The 23,311-nt window shown below is 40.6% G+C and carries 20 protein-coding genes; 11 read left to right on the top strand and 9 right to left on the bottom strand.

All coding sequences use genetic code 11. The features are described 5' to 3' along the window. The first annotated feature begins 4 nt into the window (after positions 1-4). The gene (locus AFM12_RS08680; RefSeq protein WP_055146719.1) at positions 5-2,095 is read left to right on the top strand and encodes a penicillin-binding transpeptidase domain-containing protein; all 2,091 of its coding nucleotides are present in this window, start codon (positions 5-7) and stop codon (positions 2,093-2,095) included. Between the two features lie 35 nt (positions 2,096-2,130). Here the strand turns inward: AFM12_RS08680 and AFM12_RS08675 are convergent, their stop codons facing one another. Next, positions 2,131-2,697: a DUF1572 domain-containing protein gene (locus AFM12_RS08675; protein WP_055147861.1), complete on the bottom strand. Its 567-nt coding sequence runs from the start codon at positions 2,695-2,697 to the stop codon at positions 2,131-2,133. Between the two features lie 86 nt (positions 2,698-2,783). Between AFM12_RS08675 and AFM12_RS08670 the strand changes: the two genes are divergently transcribed. Beyond that, positions 2,784-3,998, top strand: coding sequence for a M14 family zinc carboxypeptidase (locus AFM12_RS08670; RefSeq protein ID WP_095533207.1), 1,215 nt, complete (start codon positions 2,784-2,786; stop codon positions 3,996-3,998). Positions 3,999-4,003: 5 nt separating this feature from the next. After that, positions 4,004-4,765: a carboxypeptidase-like regulatory domain-containing protein gene (locus tag AFM12_RS08665; RefSeq protein ID WP_131458264.1), complete on the top strand. Its 762-nt coding sequence runs from the start codon at positions 4,004-4,006 to the stop codon at positions 4,763-4,765. Here the strand turns inward: AFM12_RS08665 and AFM12_RS08660 are convergent. Beyond that, on the bottom strand, positions 4,762-6,000 hold the full coding sequence (locus tag AFM12_RS08660; protein WP_055146713.1) for a D-alanyl-D-alanine carboxypeptidase: 1,239 nt from the start codon (positions 5,998-6,000) through the stop codon (positions 4,762-4,764). The two genes, AFM12_RS08665 and AFM12_RS08660, sit on opposite strands and share 4 nt — an antisense overlap. A 26-nt stretch (positions 6,001-6,026) precedes the next feature. Continuing rightward, positions 6,027-6,713, bottom strand: coding sequence for a DsbA family oxidoreductase (locus AFM12_RS08655; protein WP_082391254.1), 687 nt, complete (start codon positions 6,711-6,713; stop codon positions 6,027-6,029). A gap of 47 nt (positions 6,714-6,760) precedes the next feature. On the opposite strand from AFM12_RS08655, the gene AFM12_RS08650 reads away from it, so the two are divergent. After that, the gene (locus AFM12_RS08650) at positions 6,761-8,332 is read left to right on the top strand and encodes a phytoene desaturase family protein (protein ID WP_055146707.1); all 1,572 of its coding nucleotides are present in this window, start codon (positions 6,761-6,763) and stop codon (positions 8,330-8,332) included. Between the two features lie 39 nt (positions 8,333-8,371). Here AFM12_RS08650 and AFM12_RS08645 read toward each other — a convergent pair whose 3' ends face one another. Both AFM12_RS08645 and AFM12_RS08640 read right to left on the bottom strand, forming a co-directional pair. Then, positions 8,372-9,574, bottom strand: a complete 1,203-nt coding sequence (locus AFM12_RS08645; RefSeq protein WP_055146704.1) for a pyridoxal phosphate-dependent aminotransferase — start codon at positions 9,572-9,574, stop codon at positions 8,372-8,374. A 362-nt stretch (positions 9,575-9,936) separates the two neighbouring features. Then, positions 9,937-10,584, bottom strand: a complete 648-nt coding sequence (locus AFM12_RS08640; protein ID WP_055146701.1) for a response regulator transcription factor — start codon at positions 10,582-10,584, stop codon at positions 9,937-9,939. A 599-nt stretch (positions 10,585-11,183) separates the two neighbouring features. On the opposite strand from AFM12_RS08640, the gene AFM12_RS08635 reads away from it, so the two are divergent. After that, positions 11,184-11,978 (top strand): sensor histidine kinase, encoded by a 795-nt coding sequence (locus tag AFM12_RS08635; RefSeq protein ID WP_157687344.1) that lies wholly within the window; start codon positions 11,184-11,186, stop codon positions 11,976-11,978. 48 nt (positions 11,979-12,026) lie between these two features. Next, a complete protein-coding gene (locus AFM12_RS08630) occupies positions 12,027-12,737 on the top strand; it encodes a LytR/AlgR family response regulator transcription factor (protein WP_055146695.1) in 711 nt (236 codons plus the stop codon). A gap of 6 nt (positions 12,738-12,743) precedes the next feature. Here the strand turns inward: AFM12_RS08630 and AFM12_RS08625 are convergent, their stop codons facing one another. After that, positions 12,744-15,725, bottom strand: coding sequence for a lantibiotic dehydratase (locus AFM12_RS08625; protein WP_055146692.1), 2,982 nt, complete (start codon positions 15,723-15,725; stop codon positions 12,744-12,746). A gap of 145 nt (positions 15,726-15,870) precedes the next feature. Between AFM12_RS08625 and AFM12_RS08620 the strand changes: the two genes are divergently transcribed. The 3 genes from AFM12_RS08620 (at position 15,871) to tpiA (ending at position 19,949) form a co-directional block, all read left to right on the top strand. Beyond that, positions 15,871-16,596 carry a YebC/PmpR family DNA-binding transcriptional regulator gene (locus AFM12_RS08620; RefSeq protein WP_055146689.1) on the top strand — a complete coding sequence of 242 codons (726 nt, stop codon included), beginning with the start codon at positions 15,871-15,873 and terminating at the stop codon, positions 16,594-16,596. 238 nt (positions 16,597-16,834) lie between these two features. Then, positions 16,835-19,060, top strand: coding sequence for a carbohydrate binding family 9 domain-containing protein (locus tag AFM12_RS08615; RefSeq protein WP_055146686.1), 2,226 nt, complete (start codon positions 16,835-16,837; stop codon positions 19,058-19,060). A 127-nt stretch (positions 19,061-19,187) separates the two neighbouring features. After that, positions 19,188-19,949: a triose-phosphate isomerase gene (gene tpiA / locus AFM12_RS08610; protein WP_055146683.1), complete on the top strand. Its 762-nt coding sequence runs from the start codon at positions 19,188-19,190 to the stop codon at positions 19,947-19,949. 143 nt (positions 19,950-20,092) lie between these two features. Here the strand turns inward: tpiA and AFM12_RS08605 are convergent, their stop codons facing one another. Continuing rightward, positions 20,093-20,779, bottom strand: coding sequence for a sulfite oxidase-like oxidoreductase (locus AFM12_RS08605; RefSeq protein WP_055146680.1), 687 nt, complete (start codon positions 20,777-20,779; stop codon positions 20,093-20,095). 103 nt (positions 20,780-20,882) lie between these two features. Next, a complete protein-coding gene (locus tag AFM12_RS08600; RefSeq protein ID WP_082391253.1) occupies positions 20,883-21,530 on the bottom strand; it encodes a DUF1684 domain-containing protein in 648 nt (215 codons plus the stop codon). A 24-nt stretch (positions 21,531-21,554) separates the two neighbouring features. Between AFM12_RS08600 and AFM12_RS08595 the strand changes: the two genes are divergently transcribed. Together AFM12_RS08595 and AFM12_RS08590 are read left to right on the top strand one after the other, a co-directional pair. Then, positions 21,555-22,172, top strand: coding sequence for a rhomboid family intramembrane serine protease (locus AFM12_RS08595; protein ID WP_055146677.1), 618 nt, complete (start codon positions 21,555-21,557; stop codon positions 22,170-22,172). Then, positions 22,169-23,023 (top strand): LytR/AlgR family response regulator transcription factor, encoded by an 855-nt coding sequence (locus AFM12_RS08590; protein WP_055146674.1) that lies wholly within the window; start codon positions 22,169-22,171, stop codon positions 23,021-23,023. The genes AFM12_RS08595 and AFM12_RS08590 overlap by 4 nt, the downstream gene beginning before the upstream one ends. Here the strand turns inward: AFM12_RS08590 and AFM12_RS08585 are convergent. Then, positions 23,013-23,264: a hypothetical protein gene (locus AFM12_RS08585; protein ID WP_055146671.1), complete on the bottom strand. Its 252-nt coding sequence runs from the start codon at positions 23,262-23,264 to the stop codon at positions 23,013-23,015. The genes AFM12_RS08590 and AFM12_RS08585 overlap by 11 nt on opposite strands. Positions 23,265-23,311: the final 47 nt, after the last annotated feature.

The following is a 23,311-nucleotide window of genomic DNA, read 5'->3' as shown; positions in this document are numbered from 1 at the left end:
GGTCATGAGCAGTATCAAGAGTCAAATTCAAAGCCACTCCCTTCGGGTATTTATAGGTATTAGCCTCTTCGGTGTTATTATCGTTTGGGGTATTTGGAGAATTCAAAGCAATGAGGAGCTGGTCAATAAATCTGTAGAACGTAGCCTGATTTTTGAGGAGGAAATCCCTGCCATGCGTGGCAACATTTATGGTTCCGATGGCAAAAGCTTGCTGGCCACCTCAGTTCCCCATTATTATATGGGCCTTGACACCGATCAGGCCAGTGATGAGCTTTTTGACAATAGTATTGACTCACTGAGTATGATGCTGTCCCGTTTTTTCAAAGACAAAAGCAGGCAGGAATATAAGTCGCTGATCAGCCAACGTAGAAAAGACCCCAAAAGAAGATACCTGCGTGTGGTAAACCGCCGGATCTCTCACCAGGAAAAAGAAGAATTACAAAAACTGCCGCTTTTTAGGGAGGGTAAGTTTAAGGGTGGTGGAATTTTTGAACCCGTTCCTACCCGCTCATTGCCTTTTAACAGCATGGCCATGCGAACCATCGGCAGCCTGGATCGCGAGACGAAAACTAAGGGGCTTTTCGGAATAGAATACTCTTATAATGCCTATTTGGCAGGTAAAAACGGGAAAGCTTTGGTGAAGCGACTGGCCGGTGGCGTAAAGCTTCCTCTTGAATCAAACAGTAATTCCGAAGCCAAACCTGGCATGGATGTGGTGACTACAATTGATGTCAATTTTCAGGATATTGTGGAGAGTGCACTTCGCAAGAAAGTAGAAAGCACTAATGCCAAATATGGCTCGGCAATTTTGATGGAAATTGAAACCGGAGAAATAAAAGCCATCACCAACCTAAGTCGTCGGGAACGCAACGGGGAGGTTCATTTTCTTGAGGATATGAATCATGCCGTTCTGAGCTCCACCGATCCGGGTTCAACATTCAAACTGGCTTCCATGATGGCAGTAATTGAGGAGGGAAACCTTTCGCTGGATGATTACGCCGCCAACTGTAACGGGAAAATTATGCATCACGGCCTGCCATTCACCTGCGATCATGTTCACGGTGATATTACGGTTGGACAAGTTTTTGAGAAATCATGCAATATTGGCGTATATAAGCTCATTGAGAAGGTTTTCGGGATGAAAGGCATTGATAATTATGTCAATTATATCAGCCAATACAACCTTGACAAACCCGTTGGCTTTCAGCTCAAAGGCGAGAAAAAACCGTACTTCAAAAACTCGCAGGACAAATCCTACAGCCGATCTACGCTACCTTGGATGAGCATTGGCTACGAGTCTTCAATCGCTCCGCTTCAAATGATGGCCTTCTATAATGCCGTGGCCAATGATGGCTACTGGGTAGAGCCATATCTGGTCAAAGAAATCAGAGAAGGGAATCAGATCATAGAGCGATATGAGCCTCGAAAAAGCAGCAGTAGAATTGCCTCAAAAGATGCCATTGAAGCTGCCAAGGCCATGATGAAAGGTGTGGTGGAAAACGGCACCGGATCAGGCATTAAAAATGGTTTCTGCAAAGTGGCCGGTAAAACCGGAACCGCTCAAAAGCTCAGCAGCGAAGGCTACAGCAAGCAAGGTCGTTATTACACTTCATTCATGGGCTTTTTCCCAGCCGACAATCCGAAATACACCTGCGTGGTGGTGATAGATGCTCCTCAAGGTTTTGGGATGTACGCTTCCAAAGTATGTGCTCCGGTTTTCCGGGAAATCGCCGATAAGGTCTTTGCCTATGATGTGAAAATTCACCCGGCTCAACAAAAACAGCAGGAAAGAAGGTTGTTAGCTCTGCAGCAAAAAGCCGGAATCTCAACCGATTTGCAGGAAATCGCTGAAGAACTCAATCTGCCAGTAGAGCCAGAAGCAGACGGACTACTCAAAGCCGCTATAGTAAAAAATGACAGTCTGGTTTGGCAAAAACTGGATGAAGATAATGGCCTGCCGAATGTCACTGGAATGACCCTGCGAGATGCCCTGCCAGTTCTGGAGAATAAAGGCTATACGGTCAAACACCGTGGCCTTGGGAAGGTGAAAGAATATGCCCTTTCAGGAAGCACAGTGAGTTTGGTTTTGAATTAAGAGTCGTAGAAATCAGCCTTTTCTCCAAACCTTAATTATTTCTTCCCTAAATACTCATCCGTAAAATGTCCGCGTTTCTTTTCTGTAGCAAACTTTTCGGCATTATAGGCTTTTGAGTCGCCTCTTGGGATCGATAGACTTTGCCATTGATCACCTCTGATCATGCGACCGATATAAACGATTTGACCAACATGATAAGAGTAATGAGCCAGTTGTCGATTTATAGCTTCCGTAATGGTATGGCCTTGATTTCGGATATAAACGAGTTGATTGAAATTCTCCGTATTTACAGAATCCAACGCCTCAAACAAGCAGGCCCAGCCTTCTTCCCATTTTTTGAGTAATTCGTCTTTTGATTTGATTTCATCCTCAAATTCAGCATCTCGGTTTCGCCAATCCTTTTCTCCATCTGATGTCAGAAAGTCTGTCCAGCGGGAGAGCATATTGCCCCACAGATGATTTACAGTTATGCCGATAGAATTACTGGCCTCATTAAATTGCCAGAAAAGCTCTTCTTCAGTTAGTTGATCAAAAGTTCGCTCACCCAATTGTTTGTAATACTCAAACTGTTTGCGGATACTTTCCAGATAATTCTCAATCATGATGATAAATTTGAAAGGTGTGCCGGAGATTCTGCCAAAAGCCAAAAATCATCCTTTAATTTGAAGAATAAATATAAGAACAGAACGTGAGCCCTGCGGAAATCCTGAATATTTACGAAGAAGTCAAAGAGCCCTTTTTTACGCACCGCCGGTTTAAACACCGCGATCTTTTGCCATTGATCGAGGCCTCTTCTCTGAAAAAGGAAGTGATCGGTCAGTCCTTTGAAGATCAGGACATCTATAAGTTCCGTTGGGGAAATGGACCTGTCAAGATTTTGCTGTGGTCACAAATGCACGGCAATGAGGCCACGGCCACGATGGCCTTGTTTGATCTGTTTCATTTTTTCGCAAAAATCAAAAACGAGTTTACAGAACTTCTTCTCAATTCGCTGGAACTGCATTTTATCCCGATGCTCAACCCCGACGGGGCCGAGCGGTTTATACGGCGAACCGCTCAGCAGATTGACATGAACCGCGATGCTCTTGCTTTGGCCTGCCCTGAAAGTCGCCTTCTCAAAAAAATGCAGGATGAACTAAAACCTGCCTTTTCTTTCAATCTCCATGATCAGGACGTCCGTTGGGCAGCCGGCCAAACTGAAAACCAGGCTTCCATCGCATTTTTGGCCACTGCCTATAACACCACCTGTGAGTGGAACCCAAACCGTACACGGGCCATGCAGGTAATTTGTGAAATGAATGATGTTCTTCAATCATTGATTCCAGGAAAAGTGGGTCGCTTTTCTGATGAATTTGAACCCAGAGCCTTCGGTGATAATATACAAAAATGGGGTAGCAGCCTGATTTTGATCGAAAGTGGTGGAAACGGCCAAAACAGGGAGAAAATGGAGTTGAGAAAACTCAATTTTCTGGTGATCCTAATAGCATTGGAAGCCATTGCAAAACAGAATTATACAGATAGAAAGCTGGAAGAATACGAAGCGATTCCGCTCAACACCAAATGTCTTTTTGACCTGCTGATAAAAAATGTTGAATACCAAGGGCAAGCCATCGATATTGGTATTTACCTCAATGAAAAAAATAACGAAGATGCCAGTTCATATACTCTTGAAAGCTCGGTGGAAGACCTTGGCGACCTGAGCACTTTTTTCGGAATCGAAACTTTTGACGGAACCGGCCTCACGGTTCAGCCCCTCTCCGACTTTTCAGAAATATTAACAAAGTATCAAGAACAAGTAGGCGATACAGATCGTTTAGCCTTTGAAAAAAAGGCTAACTTCGCATTGACCGAAAACGGTAACCTCCGCTATTTCGTCATCAATGGAATCATTCATACCTCATAAATCACTTGTCTAAGAGAAATGTACTTCTGATTACACTTTTACTGCTCTGCAATTGGGCTGTGGCCCAAAAGCAATGGTCGGTTTTTGGTAAAGTAGTTAATCAAGAGAACGGCAAACCCATCTCTTCATTAACCGTGACAAATCAACGAACAAGCCATGTGGTGGTCACGAATGCAGAAGGCGATTTTTACATAAGAGCCGCTGAGGGCGATTCATTAATAATTACCGGAATTGGATATGGTAGGCAGGCCGTCTACTGGGACAAATCCATTGAGGACTTGGTTGTGGGAATTGAGCAAACCGCCATTGGGCTGGCTGAGGTGGTTGTCAAAGACAAAAGAACGGAGACTATTGAGCGTGAAATCAAAGAGTTTCTGGAAAACCCACATAATTCCGCCACTATGAAACGTGATATCATGGGAAACTTGGTTCAGCTCAGTGGCAGCGGAGGATTAGGTGGAGGAGCCGGAATTTCCATTGATGCTTTGTATGATCTCTGGAGCAAAGAAGGCAAAAACCGCCGTAAAGCCGCCGAGCTTGAATACCAGGATCTGAAGCGTTTTTACATAACCCTTCGCTATAACAAAGGGAAGGTGGCCACCATTACAAAACTGACCGAACCCGACTTAACAGAGTTTATGAACTACTGTAAACTCGACGATGGATTTATTCTGGAGGCTTCTGATTATGATCTCACCTACCAGATTTTGATGTGCCTCCGTGAGTATAATAATACGGCTAGTTTTCCAGGAGTGAGGAGAAACTAAAATCTTGATTTTACCTCAATCAGGAAATCCGCTGTTTCAGAACGGGTTTTGCTCACGGACTGAGTGAAATTATTATTCATTACCCCAAAAAGCAACAGCCTGCCTTTGTCGGTTTTCATAAACCCGGCCAAATTATAAACTCCACTCATAGAACCCGACTTAGCATAAATAAACGGGGCTTCTTCTTCGGCAAATGTCTTCATGGTTCCATTTAAGCCGTTGGTCGGTAAAAAAGTTTTCAGACGTTCAAAACCCAACTCATTTTCTATTAGGCTGACAATTGTTGTGAGGTCTTTTGGAGTAAACAAATTATACCTTGAAAGTCCCGAACCATCAACCCAACGTGGTTTTTGAGGAAGATGCATTAATTCGTTCTGAAGAAGTCGCTCAATAATTTTTCCGGTATTGATGGAATCCGAAAACATTTTCAGACCCGATTGAAGAAGTAATTGTTCCGCAAAGAAGTTATCACTTCGGTGCATCATATAGATCAACGCCGAATCGAGAGATACAGAATATTGATTTTTATAAGAGTCTACGTTCAGTGCTTCGCCTATTGAAACATTTGTTCCCAAGTCTTTACTAAGAATACCTGAAAGCAATTGATCATTCATGATCATTGGAAAGGAAACCTTTTCGCCAATGGCCAAAGTCTCAATTTCAAAACCTTTGCCTAATGGAATAATTTTTTCAAGATCTTGGTCGGTTTTCTCAAAAAAATCTGGTTCAAAATGTAGCCCTTCCTCAGATTTTTCGGCTTTCAGCAACTGCCCATAAACAGGAAAAGCCGAAAGAGCTACCTGGTAATTATCTGCTGCATCGTCCCACATCCAGCCCTGCCCGTATGCCGGTCCGATGTAAAGGCTGTTATCAAGAACAATGGGCTTGTTTCCTGTTAAAACCGGGTATTCTCTTTTAAAATCAGGATGTTGATAAGAAGGGTCAAAAGCTCCTCTTACATAAAGAGTATCCGGTGTTTCAAGATATTGAAAAGCCAAAAGGCTATCCAGAAGAAAATGGGTGGCTGAATAAAGCGTAAAAAGCTTTGTGGTACTAGCTGGCACAAAATACTTATCTGCATTTTTTTGAAAGAGCGTATCTCCCGTCTCAAAATCAATGAAAATGAAACCTTGGTGAAAACCCTGATTCTGTGGTAAAATCTTTGAGAAACGCTTTTGAACTGAACAGCTATTCAGCAAAATTAGAATCGCAAAACCCGCAAATAGCTTTTTCAAACTTTATACAATTAATGAATCCGAATTTAGCAATTCGGATCATCAATTGAGCAGGCATCAGCCTCTTCTTCTTTGATTTTATTTGAGACCTCGGCCAAAGCCTCTACAAAAACCTCAGACGGTTGAGCTCCGCTCAGCCCATACTTTTGATTAATAATAAAAAATGGAACACCGCTTATACCCAGATTCTGATAGTGCCTGATTTCCTGCTTAACCCAATAACTGGCTTCCTGATTTTCTAAGGTTTCAAGGGTTCGTAATGAGCTCCAGCCAAATTCTTCCATGAGCTCTACAATCACATCAACCGAGCTCAAGTCTTTTCCTTTCTCAAAATATGAAGAGAGCAGAAAACCTTTAAGCTCAGTAGCTCTTCCTTCCTTTTGGGCTTCGTGTAGCAAATTGTGAAGCTTCAATGTGTTTGGAACACGTTCAATTTGGTCAAAATCAAATGCAATTCCGGCATTTTCACCAGCCTGTAAAACCCGCTGCGAAAGCATCTCAAAGCGATCCATGCTTCCGAATTTATTGGTATAATGTTCTACCTTATTGACCCCTTCTTCGGGCACTGTGGGATCAAGTTGAAATGGATGCCAATTGACCTCAACCTCCAGTTCCGGTAATTCCTCCAGGGCTTTTTCCAAATGTCTTTTACCAATATAGCACCAAGGGCAAACGACATCAGAAACGACGTCAACTGTGATTTTCTTCTTCATACCCTGAGAACATTTTCGGGCTATGAAAGTTCCTTTATTTTTGGGAGATGAATAATAGTTTTGATATCATAATTACTGGTAGTGGACATAATGCTTTGGTAGCGGCTTGCTATTTGGCTAAAGCAGGAAAAACTGTTCTCGTTTTGGAGAAAAACGATTATCTGGGCGGTGCCACTACGTCTCAAAAAACTTTCCCCGAATTTGAAGCTTACCTTTCTCGATACAGCTATTTGATTAGTCTTTTACCCCAGCAAATAATCGAAGACCTTCAGCTGGACCTACCTTTACTTCAAAGAAAAACAGCTAGTTATACTCCATATGAAAATGAAGGTAAAATTGAGGGCTTATTGCTGAGCAATATCAATTCTAAACTGTCAAAAGCCTCAGTTCTGAGCCTTAGACTTGGTGAAAAAGAATGGGAGGGCTATCAAAAGTTTCAGGAACGATGTCAAACGTTTGCTTCGCTCATTTGGGATTCTATTCTTCAGCCATTGGCTTCTAAAAGTTACTGGAAACAAAAATTTGAAAATGCAGGCGAGTCCGAACTTTGGGAAGATATTGTAGAAAAACCAATAGGAATGTTTATTGAGAAATATGTCCAGTCTGACATTTTGAGAGGGGTTTTGCTCACGGATGCCCGAATAGGCGTACTTTCTCATGCCTATGACCCCTCTCTTCTTCAAAATCGCACATTTATTTATCACATTATCGGAAACAAAACGGGCGAATGGCGGGTACCCAAAGGAGGGATGGGCAATCTGGTGAAGCAACTTATTCAAAAAGCTACTGAATTGGGCGTAGATTTCAAAACCTCCACAGAGGTCAAAAAGCTCCAAGAAATAACTGAGGGTATGGAAGTTAGAACCGAAAAAGAGGTTTTCAGAGCATCTAAAGTTTTATGGAACGCAGCACCAGCTATCCTTGAAAAAACCTTGGCAAACTATCATTCAATTCATACTCAAAAAGATGAAGGAACAGCCTTCAAAATCAATATTTTGCTGGAGAAGCTTCCACAATTGAAAGATAAAAATGTAAAGCCTGAAGAAGCTTTTTCGGGTACATTTCATATTAATCAGTCATTTAGGCAACAACAGAAAGCTTTTGAAGAGATAATGAATGGCTATTTACCGAAATACTTTCCATGTGAAATGTATTGTCATACATTGACCGACAATTCGATTCTTTCTGATGAATTGAATGAAAAAGGTTTTCACACAATAACCGTTTTTGGATTGGATATGCCATACCGCCGTTTCACAGAGAATAATGAAGCCCAGAAAGAAAAAATACTATACTCCTTTTATGATGGCATTAACCAGTTTCTGGAAGAACCTATACAAAATTGTATTGCCAGAAACAGTGATGGAAGCCTTTGTATCGAATGCAAAAGTGCTTTAGATCTGGAGAAAGACCTTGGCCTGCCTATGGGCAACATTTTTCATAATGACCTCAGTTGGTTCTTTGCGGAATCCGAAGAAGAGGCTGATCAGTTCGGCGTAGAAACGGATTTGGAAAATCTGATACTCTGCGGCTCCGGAGCCAAAAGAGGCGGAGCAGTTAGTGGAATACCAGGGTATCTGGCGGCAAGGATGGTTCTTGAAAAAGAAAAGCCCGATTGACAAGATCAACCGGGCTTTAAAATCTATTATTGATAGAAATTACTTCAAATTAGCACTAGCCTTTCTGATTCTTTCAATCGCTTCTTCAAGAGACTCGTCAGAGGCTGCAGTAGAAATACGAATACAGTCCGGAGCTCCGAAACTTTCGCCTGCTACAGTGGCTACGTGAGCTTTTTCCAGTAGATAAAGACTGAAGTCGTCGCTGTTCTTGATCGTAATCTCACCATCAGACTTACCGAAGAAATCACTAATATCAGGGAAGGCATAGAAAGCACCATCCGGTACATTAACCTTAAAGCCAGGAATTGATCTAAGACCGTCAACTACAAGTGCTCTCCTAACAAGGTAGGCTCTCTTCATAGTTTCGGCGGCAGTCATATCGTCCCAAGCCACTACGGAGGCTCTCTGAGCAATATGATTAGTTCCTGAGGTCACCTGACCCTGCAGTTTTGTAATTCCTTTGACGATCCACTCAGCGGCACCGATATAACCAATCCTCCAGCCAGTCATAGCAAATCCTTTTGCCATTCCGTTTACTGTAATAACACGGTCTTTAATGGAAGAGATTGAGCCAATTGAGAAATGACCTTCTTCCATAAAGTTGATGTATTCATAAATTTCATCAGCCAATACATATATATTCTCGTGTTTTTCAATCACTTTCGCTATAGCCGTCAATTCATCTTTGCTGAAAACAGCACCCGTTGGGTTTGACGGTGAAGAGAACATGATCACCTTCGTTTTATCAGTAATAGCTGCTTCTAGCTGCTCAGGTGTTACCTTAAAACCATTTTCAAAAGAACCGTTAAGAATAACCGACTTTCCTTCTGCCAGTTTAACCATTTCAGAGTAGCTCACCCAGTATGGAGCAAAAATGATCACCTCGTCACCTGGGTTTACCATCACAGCCAGAGCATTTGCCAATGAATGTTTAGCACCTGTTGAAACCACGATATTCTCAGGTTTCCAGTCGATATTATTGTCGCGTTTAAACTTGTCTGCAATAGCTTTTCGCAACTCAGGAATACCAGGGACCGGAGTATATGAGTGAAAACCGGCATCAATTGCCTTTTTGGCTTCCTCACAAATGTGCTCAGGAGTTTTGAAATCGGGCTCACCGATTGATAGGTTGATAACATCAATCCCTTGCTCACGTAACTCACGTGATTTTTGGGACATCGCAAGTGTAGCTGAAGCCTCAAGGTTCAGGATACGGTCGGCTACTTGATGTACTGCAGACATGATAAAAAAATTGGTTTTGTTAATAATTAGAAATCCTATTTAAAAGCCTGAAAATCAATTGATTTCAACAGGCCTTAAAAAATCGGTGGCAAAATTACGCCCTTCTCTCACTTAATGAAAAGAATTGTAGATTTTATTGAAGCGGGCAAGAAGAATTTTTAACTATTTACTTCGTCTTTTGAAAAGTTGAAGCCCTATAAAGTACAAAACTCTACGAAATCGCTTTCGTAGAGTAGAGACTTAAAAGTTATAGATGTGTATTTAGCAGGTTGTGAATCTTTTCAATAGTTCCCAAAAGAAACATTCCCAGCTTCTTGGGACAAATATATTACACGAATTCGTGTATTGTCTATATCAGTTTTCTATGCCGATATAGAATAATAGGGCTTTAAAGATATCGCCACACCAAGTAGCTGATTCCTTCCCTTTAATTTCAGCTTGTTCATAATATTAGCCCTGTGATTGTTTACTGTTGCTTTACTGATTGTAAATCTCTGAGCAATCTCAGGGGTGGTGCATGACTCTGACAAAGCCTTCATTATCTCCAGTTCTCTTGGAGTAAGAAGACCTAAAAGTGAGTCATCTACCATTGAACTAATTTTCATGGAACCAGAATCCATCAGCAACTTCTCCACATTAGGTGAAACATACGCTCTGCCTGCAGTAATTTCATGAAGAGCAAAGAAGAATTGACTCATACTGTCGGTTGACATAACATGACCTTCAACAGAAAGACTGTTAACAACTTCTTTTGCTTCCATAGAATCCTGAGACATGAACAATATCTTGCTCGCACTTCCAGATTCCTTTATTTTTTTTACCAATTCAATGCCATTCATTCCCGGTAAGGGAAAAGCTATAATGGCAATGTCTGGCTTCGATGTTTCTATCTGCTTTCTTGCCGACTCTCCTGAAGTAGCATATGAATCAACTTCATAATTTCTACTTTGTAAAGACTCTCTGAGAAGCTGACAGAAAAAAGTGCTCTTATGAGCTATTGTGATTTTCATACTTTTAAAGGTTTAATTGTTCGCTTTGGATATTAAACCTTCAAAAACGTGCCAAAAACCGAAATGTTTTTGACTAAAAATTCATAAAAAAATATTAATACGGTATTGTATGACAATAAGGTATTGTATGACAACCTGATGCCGCAGTCTTGTTTGAATTAAACATTTTAACTACTGTTGTCTTGCGAATTGAAAGGTTTTGCTTTTGCATAGCTATTATTAATTATTTTTTGTAGTAAACTTTAACTATGCCAAAGGTCACATACGCGATTCGAATAGAATAATTTTTTACACCAATTAACTGATTGGCCATCCATAAAGGCTTATTCGGTATGCAAGCTACTTTTTCAAGGATTCGCAGCTTCATTGCCACCTATAAAATAGAAATCAAGAAACATTTCTTAGGATGGTGTGTTTTTTATCTCATTGATTTTGGCTTTGTTCTTGGATTCGAAGACCGGACAGGATTTGAATTTTATGCAATTTACTTCAGCTCAGCTTTTCTATATATCCTAACTTTTTATTCGGTTGTTTCTATATACGTCAAGTTTCTCCCCCAAAAACCAATAATTGGCTTGCCTCTTGCGGTGTTTATTATCATGACTTCTGCTTTGGCGAATTGTTTATGGCAGATTTACATTATTGAGTATGAAAGAGCTGTAGATTCATTAAATAATTCATTAGAGAACACATTCGTTCGATTTTTCATCTTCGAGGTTTGGCGGTTCTCAACCTCCGGACTGTACGCCTTTGCTTATTGGATCTATTTACAAAGGACCCAGGAGCAGAACCTTAGAATTGTAACAGAAAAACAACTATTCAAAACGGAGTTAAACTTTTTAAAAGCCCAGATTAATCCTCACTTTCTTTTCAATACATTGAACTTCGTATATGGTGATGTAGCACCTAAAAGTGAACGTGCAGGAAAAGCAATTCTAAAGCTCACCAATCTCATGAGATACTCTGTAGAGAGTACCAAAAATGAGAAATCAAATCTCAAAAAAGAGGTGGATGCGATAGACGAATACATAGAGCTTCAGAAAATCCGGTTTCAGGACAGAGTTTGTGTCCAATTTGTTAAAGAGGGCCTTTTCCCTTTCTTTGCTTTGCCACCATTGGTGTTAATGTCAATCGTGGAGAATGCTTTTAAATATGGAGTTATTGATGATCCGGCAAACCCAATAGACATCTCCTTAAAGGTAACTCAAGAAGATATGCTTTTCAAATGTAGGAATCTGAAAAGAAAAGATTTTGCCGACCGCGAAACAACAGCAGTTGGTGTTGCCAACATAAAAAGAAGACTTTCTATGCTCTATGAGAAAAGCTTTGATTTAGCTGTGAATGACACGGAAGATATTTATGAGGTAAATCTCTCCGTAGTATGGCAGAAATAAAAAATATGTATACCTTTAATTGTATTTCGTACATCAAAACTCCCCAACATGAATTGCATTGTTGTCGATGATGAAAAAATTGCCATTGAAATCATCGAAGGTTATATTGAGAAACTTCCATCGCTTCACCTTATTGAGTCTTTCTCTGACTCGGTAAAAGCATTGGATTTTGCACAGAATAATGATGTTGATCTCATTTTCCTTGATATCAATATGCCGACCATTACAGGTTTAACTTTTATGGAATTATTAAAAGGGAAATCTATGGTGGTATTAACCACTGCCTATTCTGAGTATGCCCTTGAAGGTTTCAAACATGATGTTGTGGATTACCTGACCAAACCGATATCATTTGAACGCTTTTACGAAGCAACTCAAAAAACCAGTCGTAGAAAGGCGAATAAAACGGCAAGTAATACCATTGATGACTACATCATGGTTAAAACAGACAGAAAGGGTAAGTATGTGAGAATTAAGTTTGAAAATATTCTTTACATAGAATCTTTAAAAAATTACGTCGCTATATACACCTTGCAGGGCGAAAGGATAGTTACTTTGCTCACGATGAAAGAGCTGGAAGAACGTTTACCAGAAGATCATTTTTTCAGAGCTCACAAATCATTCATTGTTTCTCTTGACCAGATCAACCATTTAGATGGGGGTGAAATTATGCTTACGGATTCTGATGCTCGTATACCACTTGGAGTCACCTATCGTGATCGTTTCTTTAAAGTTCTGGAAAGTAAGATTATGCAGTAATTACTTTCACTTCATTTTGGCTATGGCCGATCGATAAAAACGTGAGATCATGTCATAAATGATCATTTCATGCCTACGAGGCTCGGTTAATATAAATCGGTTGATACTCATATGAATAAACGTTGAAACGAGGTTATCTTTTATTAAATCGGTTGCTTCTTCCAAGCCTTCTAACAAAGATCCTAATCGTCTGGAGAAATCATCGTAAATTTCATTTTCCCCTGATGTCAGTATATCTTCTATCAACTGTCTTTTTAACCTAAATTTCTGATCTAGTTGCCTCTTTTCTGATTTAGACACCCTGAACTCATTCAACAAGGCTCTACGATTTCTTTCTGCAAGTTCATACTTCTGCTGCTGAGATGTGTAATTGAAAGCCGATAGATATAGGTCCACCATTTTTATAGCAGCTTTCCATCTGAATTCTTCTCGCTCATCGCCTTCAAACTGACTCAAAAGGTAAGATATAAAACCTGAATCTAGGTCATGAATTGCTTCGGCAATCTCTATATTCTTTGCACCATACCTTTCCAATTCCCTGTGATAAGATTCTAGCTGAACTTTTTGAATGAATCTGTCATTCAAAAAGCCCTTCAGACTTTCTTGCACCACTCCCATAACAGCAGAGAAGTCCTCCCTGCTTTTGATAAGAAACCGAATACGTAAATGAGAATCAGGATCATTAAACCTTACAAAATGCCAGATATTAACCAGCTCTTTGGACTTTAAGTCCCGAACAAGAGGGTAGATTGTATTTATAAGAATCTTATCAGCAGTTTTTTCGGAACAGTAGAGTTTAAAATAAAGCCATTCCGAACCTGGATCCCAAATACGCTTAACAGTTTCACCAGAGGGCTTCTCAGGCACCTTCGATTCATTGATCTGCCCCCCTGAATTCACCCACCCAACCATTTGGTTCGCAAAGATTTTTTTTGAATCAAAGTCAGTTATGTGACCCGAATGACCGAGATATTCCAAAAGCTTAACTTTCTTTTTGTTTTTAATTTCATTTCGGAATAAATCCAGCACAAAATCAGAATGAAAGAATATCACCAACTCATTGTCTCCTTCCACGATAATTACCTTATCTGGAATATTCCTTTTTAACCTCCAGGCTTCAAACTTTTCAATTGAGGTTATTTTTTGAATGCCCAAAATATCGTCTTCATTTAGATTCCATTCCGCTCTTTTGACGATAACATTTTTGTGTGAAACCCGTGGTAGAAAGGGAAATTCCTCTGCCCAAGATGGCCAACCAAATTGTAGGCCGTTCTGAAATCCCTGAGTTTGGAGCTCTCCCAGAAACTGGTACAAAGGAAGACTCTGAAAAGCAAAATTATGAGCATTTGAAAGCCTTGGAACTACCGACCTGCCACTAACTTTGTCACGCAGGATAATATTGTCTCCTTTCACTGAGACCATTAAATCCCGGGCTGCAATTTGACTACCTTTGGTCGCATCAGAATGTGCTAAAAATGGAATTTCATATTTCCGGAAGGCAGGGCGATAAATAATATTTCCTACTTCTTCCTGAGGGAAATGAACAATTTCGGCTAAAACTGATTCTGAACTTTCCTGCTCATCCTCAGCGATTTTGATTAGCTTCTGTCTTAGCTCTTCGTTAGCCTCAGCAAATCTGGCAGAAAGATTCAAAGCACTACTTCCTCCAGCCATTTCAAAAAGCAACTTGTTTTTCTCAATCAACCTGAAGATTAAAGAGTAAGTTGGTGCCAAACTAACCTCATTTTCTACACAATCAATAAATTCAATCAATGGAATCTCATACTCCTCGTTTCGTAAGAGATTTTGAAACATTTTGTATTCAGAAGCAACAATTTTGAGATCAGGTTTGAACGAGCCTTTATCAGAAATGACGCCCTCCAATAAGGGAGCCACAAAGTCAGAATTATTGCCAAATCCGATCCCGATTTCGTCATCTAAAACCTCCAAAAGAGGTATTTCCTGCTCCTCATATCTGCGATAAAATTCCTCTGCAAACTTGCCCAGTGAGTTTGAAGTCTTTAGGAATGAACATCTCCCTAAAAGGTCAACAACTTCTAATAACTCATCTTCATAACTCTTGTTGACCGTCCCTCTTATATCTTGAAACGAAGTTACCTGAAAGAGAGCTTTGTGTGAATACGGAAAACCCAGATCTTCAATCTGATCGTAAATTTCTTTGAAATTCTGCTCTGCATTGACCTTTCTTTGATCCAGCTGACTAAGAAGTTCTTGTAACTTTTGAAGCGGATCGAAATAGGAGGTGCCTGAAGCTGATTCAAGTAATTTTTCAAAATACCCATTCCCCGTAGCAGAAGGCTCCAATTCGCTGACCAGGATTTGATTTCCAATCAATACTTCTATAAACTCCTCTGACTCGTCTTTTTCAAAACCACAATTCCTAATGACCAAAACGGCCTGATCAAATGTAAGGCCTTCGCCAATCTTCCTAAAGACCTCGTCAATTAGCTCATTCTCTTCAATAGCTGAAACTTGGTAACTCCTTTTACCTGAACTTTGTGAGTACTCCACATACCTCAACTGCCCCCCTAACCTGTAAATACTGCTATTCGGAAAGTACTTCAGGTTTTTTTTTACCGAAATATCCTCCTCCAGTCTTTTCTGAACCGAACAAAGAAAGCTCATATCGAACCTAGTTGCCCTACTGGTTTTGGGCTTAACTTTTAGATTGGTTGTTTCTCCCCAATCGCAAAGCCCAACTCCAGAAAATAATCCGAAAGGAGTGCAACGTCCGCTTGCCCGCAAAATATATTTAGCTGCCGAAAATAAAGTATTTCGGTAATCTTTTCCAGAAAGAGCATCGAGATTGGTTATTGAGTAATAGAGGTTAGGGGAAGCAATATATACTGCCTCCAAAAATTCGGGTTCTTTCAGCTTTTCAAGGACATCCTTTTCTTCTAATCTCTGGATTTCGGGCAAAGTCGGTGTCCTCAGAATAAGTGAGGGATAAAAACGGGTCAGATTCATTAGGGTTGGGGTACCTAACAAAAATGCAAATTCTCGCTGGTTAATACCAATAAATCTTCATCAAAAACCTTGAAGAAAAACCTTTTCTCTTGCGATTCATTTTTTACAAAAGAATTAATTTTGAACCCAAATCTTAAAAAATACTATGGGAAGAGCATTTGAATTCCGAAAAGCACGAAAAATGAAACGGTGGAGCACCATGGCTAAAACCTTTACCAGAATCGGCAAAGATATCGTCATGGCCGTTAAGGAAGGTGGGCCTGACCCTGCTGCGAACTCCAAATTACGTGCGGTAATTCAAAACGCAAAGGCTGCAAATATGCCTAAGGCAAATGTGGAAAGTGCTATCAAAAGAGCATCTTCTAAAGACCAGGAGGATTATAAAGAGATTGTACTCGAAGGTTACGGCCTTCATGGTGTAGCTGTTTTAGTTGAATGTACAACTGATAATAATAACCGAACGGTAGCCAATGTACGAAGCTATTTTTCTAAAACCGGCGGAAGTTTAGGAACGAATGGAATGCTGGATTTTATTTTTGAGAGAAAGTGCGTCTTTAAGGTACAAAACAAAGAAGGGCTGGATCTTGAAGATCTGGAGTTGGAGTTAATTGACTTCGGGGTTGATGATATATTCGTAGATGATGAAACTGACCTCATCAATATCTACGGTGAATTCAAGAGTTTTGGTGATATTCAAAAATACCTGGAAGAAAATGGTTTTGAGATTGACAGCTCAGGTTTTGAGCGAATTCCATTGGACACAAAAACGCTCTCAGAAGAAGAATCGGCTGATGTTGATAAATTGATCGAAAAGCTCGAAGAAGACGACGATGTGCAGAATGTTTATCACAACATGGTACTTGCAGATTAATACCGTTCGATAAAATTCTTAAGCCGGAGACAGTAAACCTGCTCCGGCTTTTTTTATGCCTTCTTTGAAAAGTATTATCGATAAAATGCCTCTAAAGCCTGTAAGTCACTCAAAACAAACGTTTGCAGAAGAACTTTAAACACATCGAAAATTGCTCGCTATTAAAAATATGCAATTCATTCTGCTGCAATTTTCTTAGATTTGCACCTAAATTCCACTATACCCCTAACAAACTAACTTGAATAAACTATTTGTATTAACCTTTCTGTGCCTTGGAGCTAAGGCACAGCAAATACGCCATAATCCCTCAGATTACTTTCTGAAAGCATACAAGGCGGAAGAAGAAATGACTCTCGACGCAGAGGATACCGAAGCGGTTTGGCAAAGAGCCACGGCCATAGGCGACTTTTGGCAAAAATTCCCAACTTCGGACAAAAAGACTGCAACAAAAACAACTGTTAAAGCGGCTTATGACGATAAATTCCTCTACTTTTTCATAGAGGCTTTTGACAGCACAAACAATTATATAGCTCCTTCATTAAAACGAGACCAAAGTCTTACTGAGCAGGACGGGGTAGCCGTAGTCCTAGATCCCGTAAACAAAAAAACAAATGGTTTTGGCTTTGCCTGCACACCGAACAATGTGCAATCTGAATACCAATATGCTAATACCGACTCCGAACTGTCTTTCGCTTGGGATAATAAATGGTTCTCAGAGACAAAAAGGTACGGCGATCGATATATTATTGAAATGGCTATTCCATTCAAAACCCTAAGATTTAATGCCGGCAACACGACTTGGGGAATAAACTTTATCAGAAGTGACCGAAAGAAAAACGAATTTTCTACCTGGACAAACGTACCCGTTCAGTTTCAAGGGATTGATTTAGGCTACTTTGGAACTTTACAGTTTGAGGGTGAACTTACCCAACAAAAGGGAAATATTTCGCTTATCCCCTACGTAACCACTCGTACAAGTGCTAATCCCGAAGAAGGAGCACCAAACAGTTTTAAAGCTAATGCTGGCTTGGATGCAAAAATCGCGGTCAGCCCCTCACTAAATCTTGACCTTACTGTTAATCCTGATTTTTCGCAGGTAGAAGTAGACCAGCAAGTGACCAACCTTACACGGTTCTCCATTTTTTTCCCTGAAAGGCGAACCTTCTTTCTGGAGAACAGCGATATTTTTTCGGAGTTTGGAGCCCCTCCTTTCAGGCCTTTCTTTTCTCGCAGAATAGGATTGGATAAAAATGCTCAACCTATCCCTATCATTTTTGGAGCACGCCTAAGCGGAAACCTTACTGATAAAACCCGGATCGGTGTAATGAATATGCAAACCGGTGCAAAAGATGATTTTGCTGCACAGAACTACACCGCAGCCTCAGTGCATCAGCGTTTTGGTAGTCGTTCGGTTCTAAAGGGTTATTTTCTGAACAGAGATGCTACAGGAACACAACCAGAAGGAGGAATGGAAGATCCGCTGGAGAAATATGGGCGGAACCTGGGCGGAGAGCTCAACCTGATTGACAAAAGTGGATCCAATCAGTTTTGGATGGGATATCATCATTCGTTCAAAGAAAACCTGAACTCAAAAAATGCATTTTACCAAGTTGGTTACGGGCATTTTGGAGAGTTCTACTCCGGGTTTATCGACTATGATTATTTCGGGCAAAATTACCATGCTGATATGGGCTTTATTAACAGGCTCGAAACCTTCTCCATCACCGGAGATACCTACGATTACCCGGACACAACGATTAGGGCCGGGTTTCAACAGGCTTATAATGAGAATAATTTTACTTTCAGACCACAAGATAAAAGTCTCGTACAATTAACACTTGGTCAAAGTAGCTACCTGGTTTGGTTTGCAGACGGCTCTTTAAGTGACAGAGCTCACGCCTATTTGGCTGATCTTAAATTCCGTAATACCGTCGGACTGAATGTTGAATTTAGAAATAGCGTTGAGAATTTACGCTACTATTTCCCGCTGCCTGACAAAAAGCCACTGGCTCCCGGAAAATATAAATACAATAACGTAACTTTTTTATTTACAGGAGATACCCGAAAAAATGTCATTCTTAATGGTAGCCTTGTACTTGGTCAATATTATAACGCTCAAATAAAGCAGTATAACCTCAGCGTACTATTGAGAAAGCAGCCTTTTATTAATGCTACGCTAAGTGCACAATTTAATGACCTCAAATTCCCTGAAGAATACGGTCGGACAAAACTTTGGCTCATTGGCCCCAAAATAGAGGCCACTTTCTCAAATAAGCTTTTCTGGACTTCCTTTTTACAATTTAACACCCAGCAGAACAACTTCAACATTAACAGCCGTATCCAGTACCGCTACAGCCCGATGTCTGATTTCTTTCTGGTATATTCTGATAATTATTTTACCGATACTCTTACGAATAAGAACAGAGCAATCATTTTTAAGTGGAACTACTGGTTGACGCTTTGATTTTTGGAGAAAGGAGAACGGAACAAGGAGAAAGGGAATGGTACAAAAAGCGGGTTTTCTTTCCCCTAGTGTGATTACCTCTTATCTTTGCGGCTTAATTATTCATAATTAGGAATCTAAACAGAAAATGAGAACAAAATACGCTGCAGGTAACTGGAAAATGAATATGACTTTTGAAGAAGGTCAGATCCTTTTTTCTGAGGTTACAAACATGGTGAAAGATGAGGTGGTAAACCCGAATGTCAAGGTAGTAATGGGTGTTCCAGCTCCATACCTTAGCTCTTTCAGCAAGCTGATCAATACCGACAAAGTGAGCATTGCCGCTCAAAACTGCTACCCAAAAGCATCTGGTGCTTATACCGGTGAGGTTTCTGTACCAATGTTAAAGTCGGCGGGTGTTGAATATGTAATCATCGGTCACTCTGAGCGTAGAGAATATTTCAATGAAACCGATCAGTTCATCGCTGAAAAAGTAGACGCTATTCTTGCGGAAGGATTAACTCCAATTTTCTGCTGCGGCGAAACTTTAGGACAACGTGAGGAAGGTATTCATTTTGATTTTGTTAAAGGTCAACTGACCAACAGCCTTTTCCACTTAGATGCTGATGCTGTACAAAAAGTGGTGATTGCTTATGAGCCAATCTGGGCTATTGGTACAGGTGTAACGGCTTCATCTGAGCAGGCTCAGGAAATGCATAAAGTGTTAAGAGATCACCTTGCATCGAAATACGGTCAGGAAGTCGCTGATAATATCTCAATCCTTTATGGAGGAAGTGTAAAAGCAGGCAATGCCCCGGAGCTTTTCTCTCAACCAGATATCGACGGCGGGCTTGTAGGAGGTGCATCTCTTGACTCAAGAGGCTTTACAGATATTGCGAAGTCTTTTTAAAAGAAAGACTTAAGATAGAAGATTTAAGGCGTAAGACTCATAGGTCTATTCTGTATATAAAAGACCTTTCAAACTTGGTTTGGGAGGTCTTTTTAATTATCGCAACAAAAAGTCTTTTGTCTTGTGACTTAAATCTTAAAAACTCACGAATACCGATCATTCCTCCACGGATAAGCAGTGTCTGAATAGCCGCGTTCTTCCCAGAAGCCACGCTTGTTGGCATTCATGAACTCGATGCGTTTTATCCATTTGGAGCCTTTCCAGGCGTAAAGTTGTGGCGTGATCATACGACAAGGCCCGCCGTGTTCTTTTTCAAGTGGCTCGCCAAAAACTGTATGAGCCAGCAAGACATCGGGTTTCAAAGCTTCCTCAATGGCGACATTTGTGGTATATGTATCATATCCGTAACACATGATATGCGTAGCCGTTTCTTTGGGCATCACCAAAGCGGCCAAATCAGCCAACCGAACGCCCTTCCAAGGCATGTCCATCTTACTCCAGGTGGTCACGCAGTGAAAGTCTGAGGTATCTTCAGTTTGGGGTAAAGCCATGAAATCTTCCCACTTTAACACTACCGGATTCTCCACTTCGCCATTAATGGTAAGCCTCCAGTTTTCAAGACTTATTTCCGGGTGGTAACCTAAATCAAGCACCGGCCATTTCTGAGTTTCCGTTTGTCCTTTAGGCAGTTTTGGCATGCCATGGCGATTAACAGGGCCGGTTCCCATAGGGCGGTTATCCGCTATTGAAGGAGTTTCGCTCATTTTTTTCTCAAAACGAGTTTTGAGTTTCATCCGGGCTTCTATGATCCGGTCTAGTTTGTCTTGCATAAAATTGAAGAAGTTGACACTTGTTTAAACGAAAATGGGCAGATAATGGTTTGAAAACACCCGACCGAAGCGAAATACTCCGGAGAGCCAATTTGTCAATACCTCAATGTACCCCCTTATACTCTCCTAAATAGTTTTTCTCCCCTGCCCTGATGGTCACTTTCAAATGATTTTCAATTGGCGGAATAGGGCAGCTGTACCCAGCTGAGAATGCACAATAAGGATTGTAAGCCTTATTGAAATCGAGCCAGATTTCGTCTCCTTCTAATTCTTTCATTCTGAGATCAATATATCTACCACCCCCATAAGTTTCTGAGCCGTTTGTCAGGTCTTTGAAAGGAATAAACAGATAGTCTTTATAAAGCGGATTCTGCATCAGAGCCAGACTTCTATACACATTCAACTTTTGCTTTTTGCCATTGATCTTGAAAATGAATTGACCAAAAACCACATATGTTTTTGTGTCGCCTGAACTCGTTAGGATTTCAAAAGGTTCTCCTTTTCCTTTGAGTTTAAATTTGCATTTAACTTTATACTTTTCATCAGGCTCGAAAAAGTCGAGAAACTTTAGATCTTCCACTTTCAATGGTGCGTTCGGGTTATCCAAAAACTCCTGTTTGTAGGTCTTTCTAAAATCAGTAACATCCTTTTCAAAGCCTTGGGCAAAAGTCGGGTGCGTAAGAAAGAAAAGACCAATCAAAGAAATAATTGGGTGAGCTAAGTGGCATTTCGTAATTTTCGGTCGGTTCATAAAAACAAATTTAAACCATATTTCATGTCTGTAACTATTCTTCTTGTGATCGCCACAGTCATTGCCAGTGTTTATGCCTGGCGAGATACCTCGCTCCGCAATAAATGGATTCACAACCCATACTTGGCGAACCGAAACAAGGAGTATCATCGCCTGCTTACCTCGGGCTTTATTCATGCTGATTACCTGCACCTGTTTTTCAATATGTATGCCTTCTACCTTTTTGGTGGTGTGGTCGAGCAATATTTTTCCGTATTCTTCGGAGCCAAGGCCATTCTGGCTTTTTTGGGTTTGTATATTTTAGGAATCATAGTGGCTAACCTTCCTGATTTTGTGAAGTATAAAGATCATGCAGGCTTTAATTCACTTGGAGCCTCCGGTGGTGTATCGGCAGTGGTTTTTTGTTCGGTAATTCTCAATCCGATGATGGAGCTGATGATTTTCCCGATACCAGTCGCTATGCCGGGGTATATATTTGCGGTAATCTATGTTGCCTACTCCATTTTTATGGAGAAACGTCAGATGAATAATGTCAACCACATGGCTCACCTTTGGGGAGGGCTTTGGGGAGTTGTCTTTATTTTAACTACTGAACCCTCCACTTTGAGACGTTTTATTGAACAAATTGAACTGCCTTTTTGAGATTTAAAAAACTCATACAGCAACCTTACCCCTTTGAAGATGGGGAACGCTCGGCCGTCGAGCTGATTTTCCGGTCTTTTCTGGTTGGGGTTTTTATCACCGCCTTTCTGTTGATATTTCAACCTTTTGGTTCTTCCAACTGGAAAAACGAAACAGAAAACTGGTATTGGTATGTGATGGGGTTTGGCCTGATCACTTTTGCATGTTTACTTTTTATGCGATTTGTTGTCATTCGTCTTTTCCCCGGGTATTTCAATGAAAAAGACTGGACAGTAGGCCGGGAGATTTTGTTAAACATCTGTTTTTTGATCTTTATTGCCTTCAGCAATTTCGTATATGAAGCCAGCTTGTTTGTCAGTAGCTGGAGCCCCATTCATTTCCTTTGGAGTTTGATGACGGTAGTTGCCATTGGTATCTTCCCCATCATCTTTGATGTACTGGCTAAATACCACAGGGCACTAAAGAAGTTTATGCCTGAAAAACAGATTGTAATCAGTCCGGAAGTAAAAAGTGATAAAATAGAACTTACCGCAGAAAACGGTATTGACAAAATTGAGTTTGAGTCCAATGAACTCCTTTTTATCGAGTCGGCCGATAACTACTCAAAAGTGGTTCTGAAAACTTCAGAGCCTGAATTATTACGAAGCAGCCTCTCCCGACTTGAGAGTCAAATCCTCAGTAAAAATATCAAACGTTGCCATCGCTCGTTCATCGTCAATCTCGACAAAGTGGAGCGGGTTACCGGCAATGCCCAAGGCTATAAACTGCATCTGGAAGGATCAGAAACGCTCGTGCCCGTGGCCAGAAAATACAGCGAGCTAGTGCATGAGTTACGTGAGGTCAGCCAATAAGCGTCAACAAAGCAATTGCTCCGAGAATAAGCCATTTGAGTTTGTCCCAAATACCACCTCTTTTCTTAAAAATGACGAGGAGTAACTCAACGATCAACAAGCCGAAAAGAGCGTAAAAAGTGGCCAAAGCTAAGCCCGTATTAAAGGCGTCAAAACGATTGCCGAAGTAGATCAACAGAAGACAAGCAATTGGAAAAAGGAGCTTACTGAAGGTTCTGATATCGAAGGTGTTATTTGCCATGATTTTGTTTTTCTACAGAGACAATTTCCGTCTTTTTTTTGTTATAT

Source organism: Jiulongibacter sediminis (assembly GCF_001306455.1).
Classification (GTDB): Bacteria; Bacteroidota; Bacteroidia; order Cytophagales; family Spirosomataceae; genus Jiulongibacter; species Jiulongibacter sediminis.
This window is presented reverse-complemented; position numbering and strand designations above follow the sequence as displayed.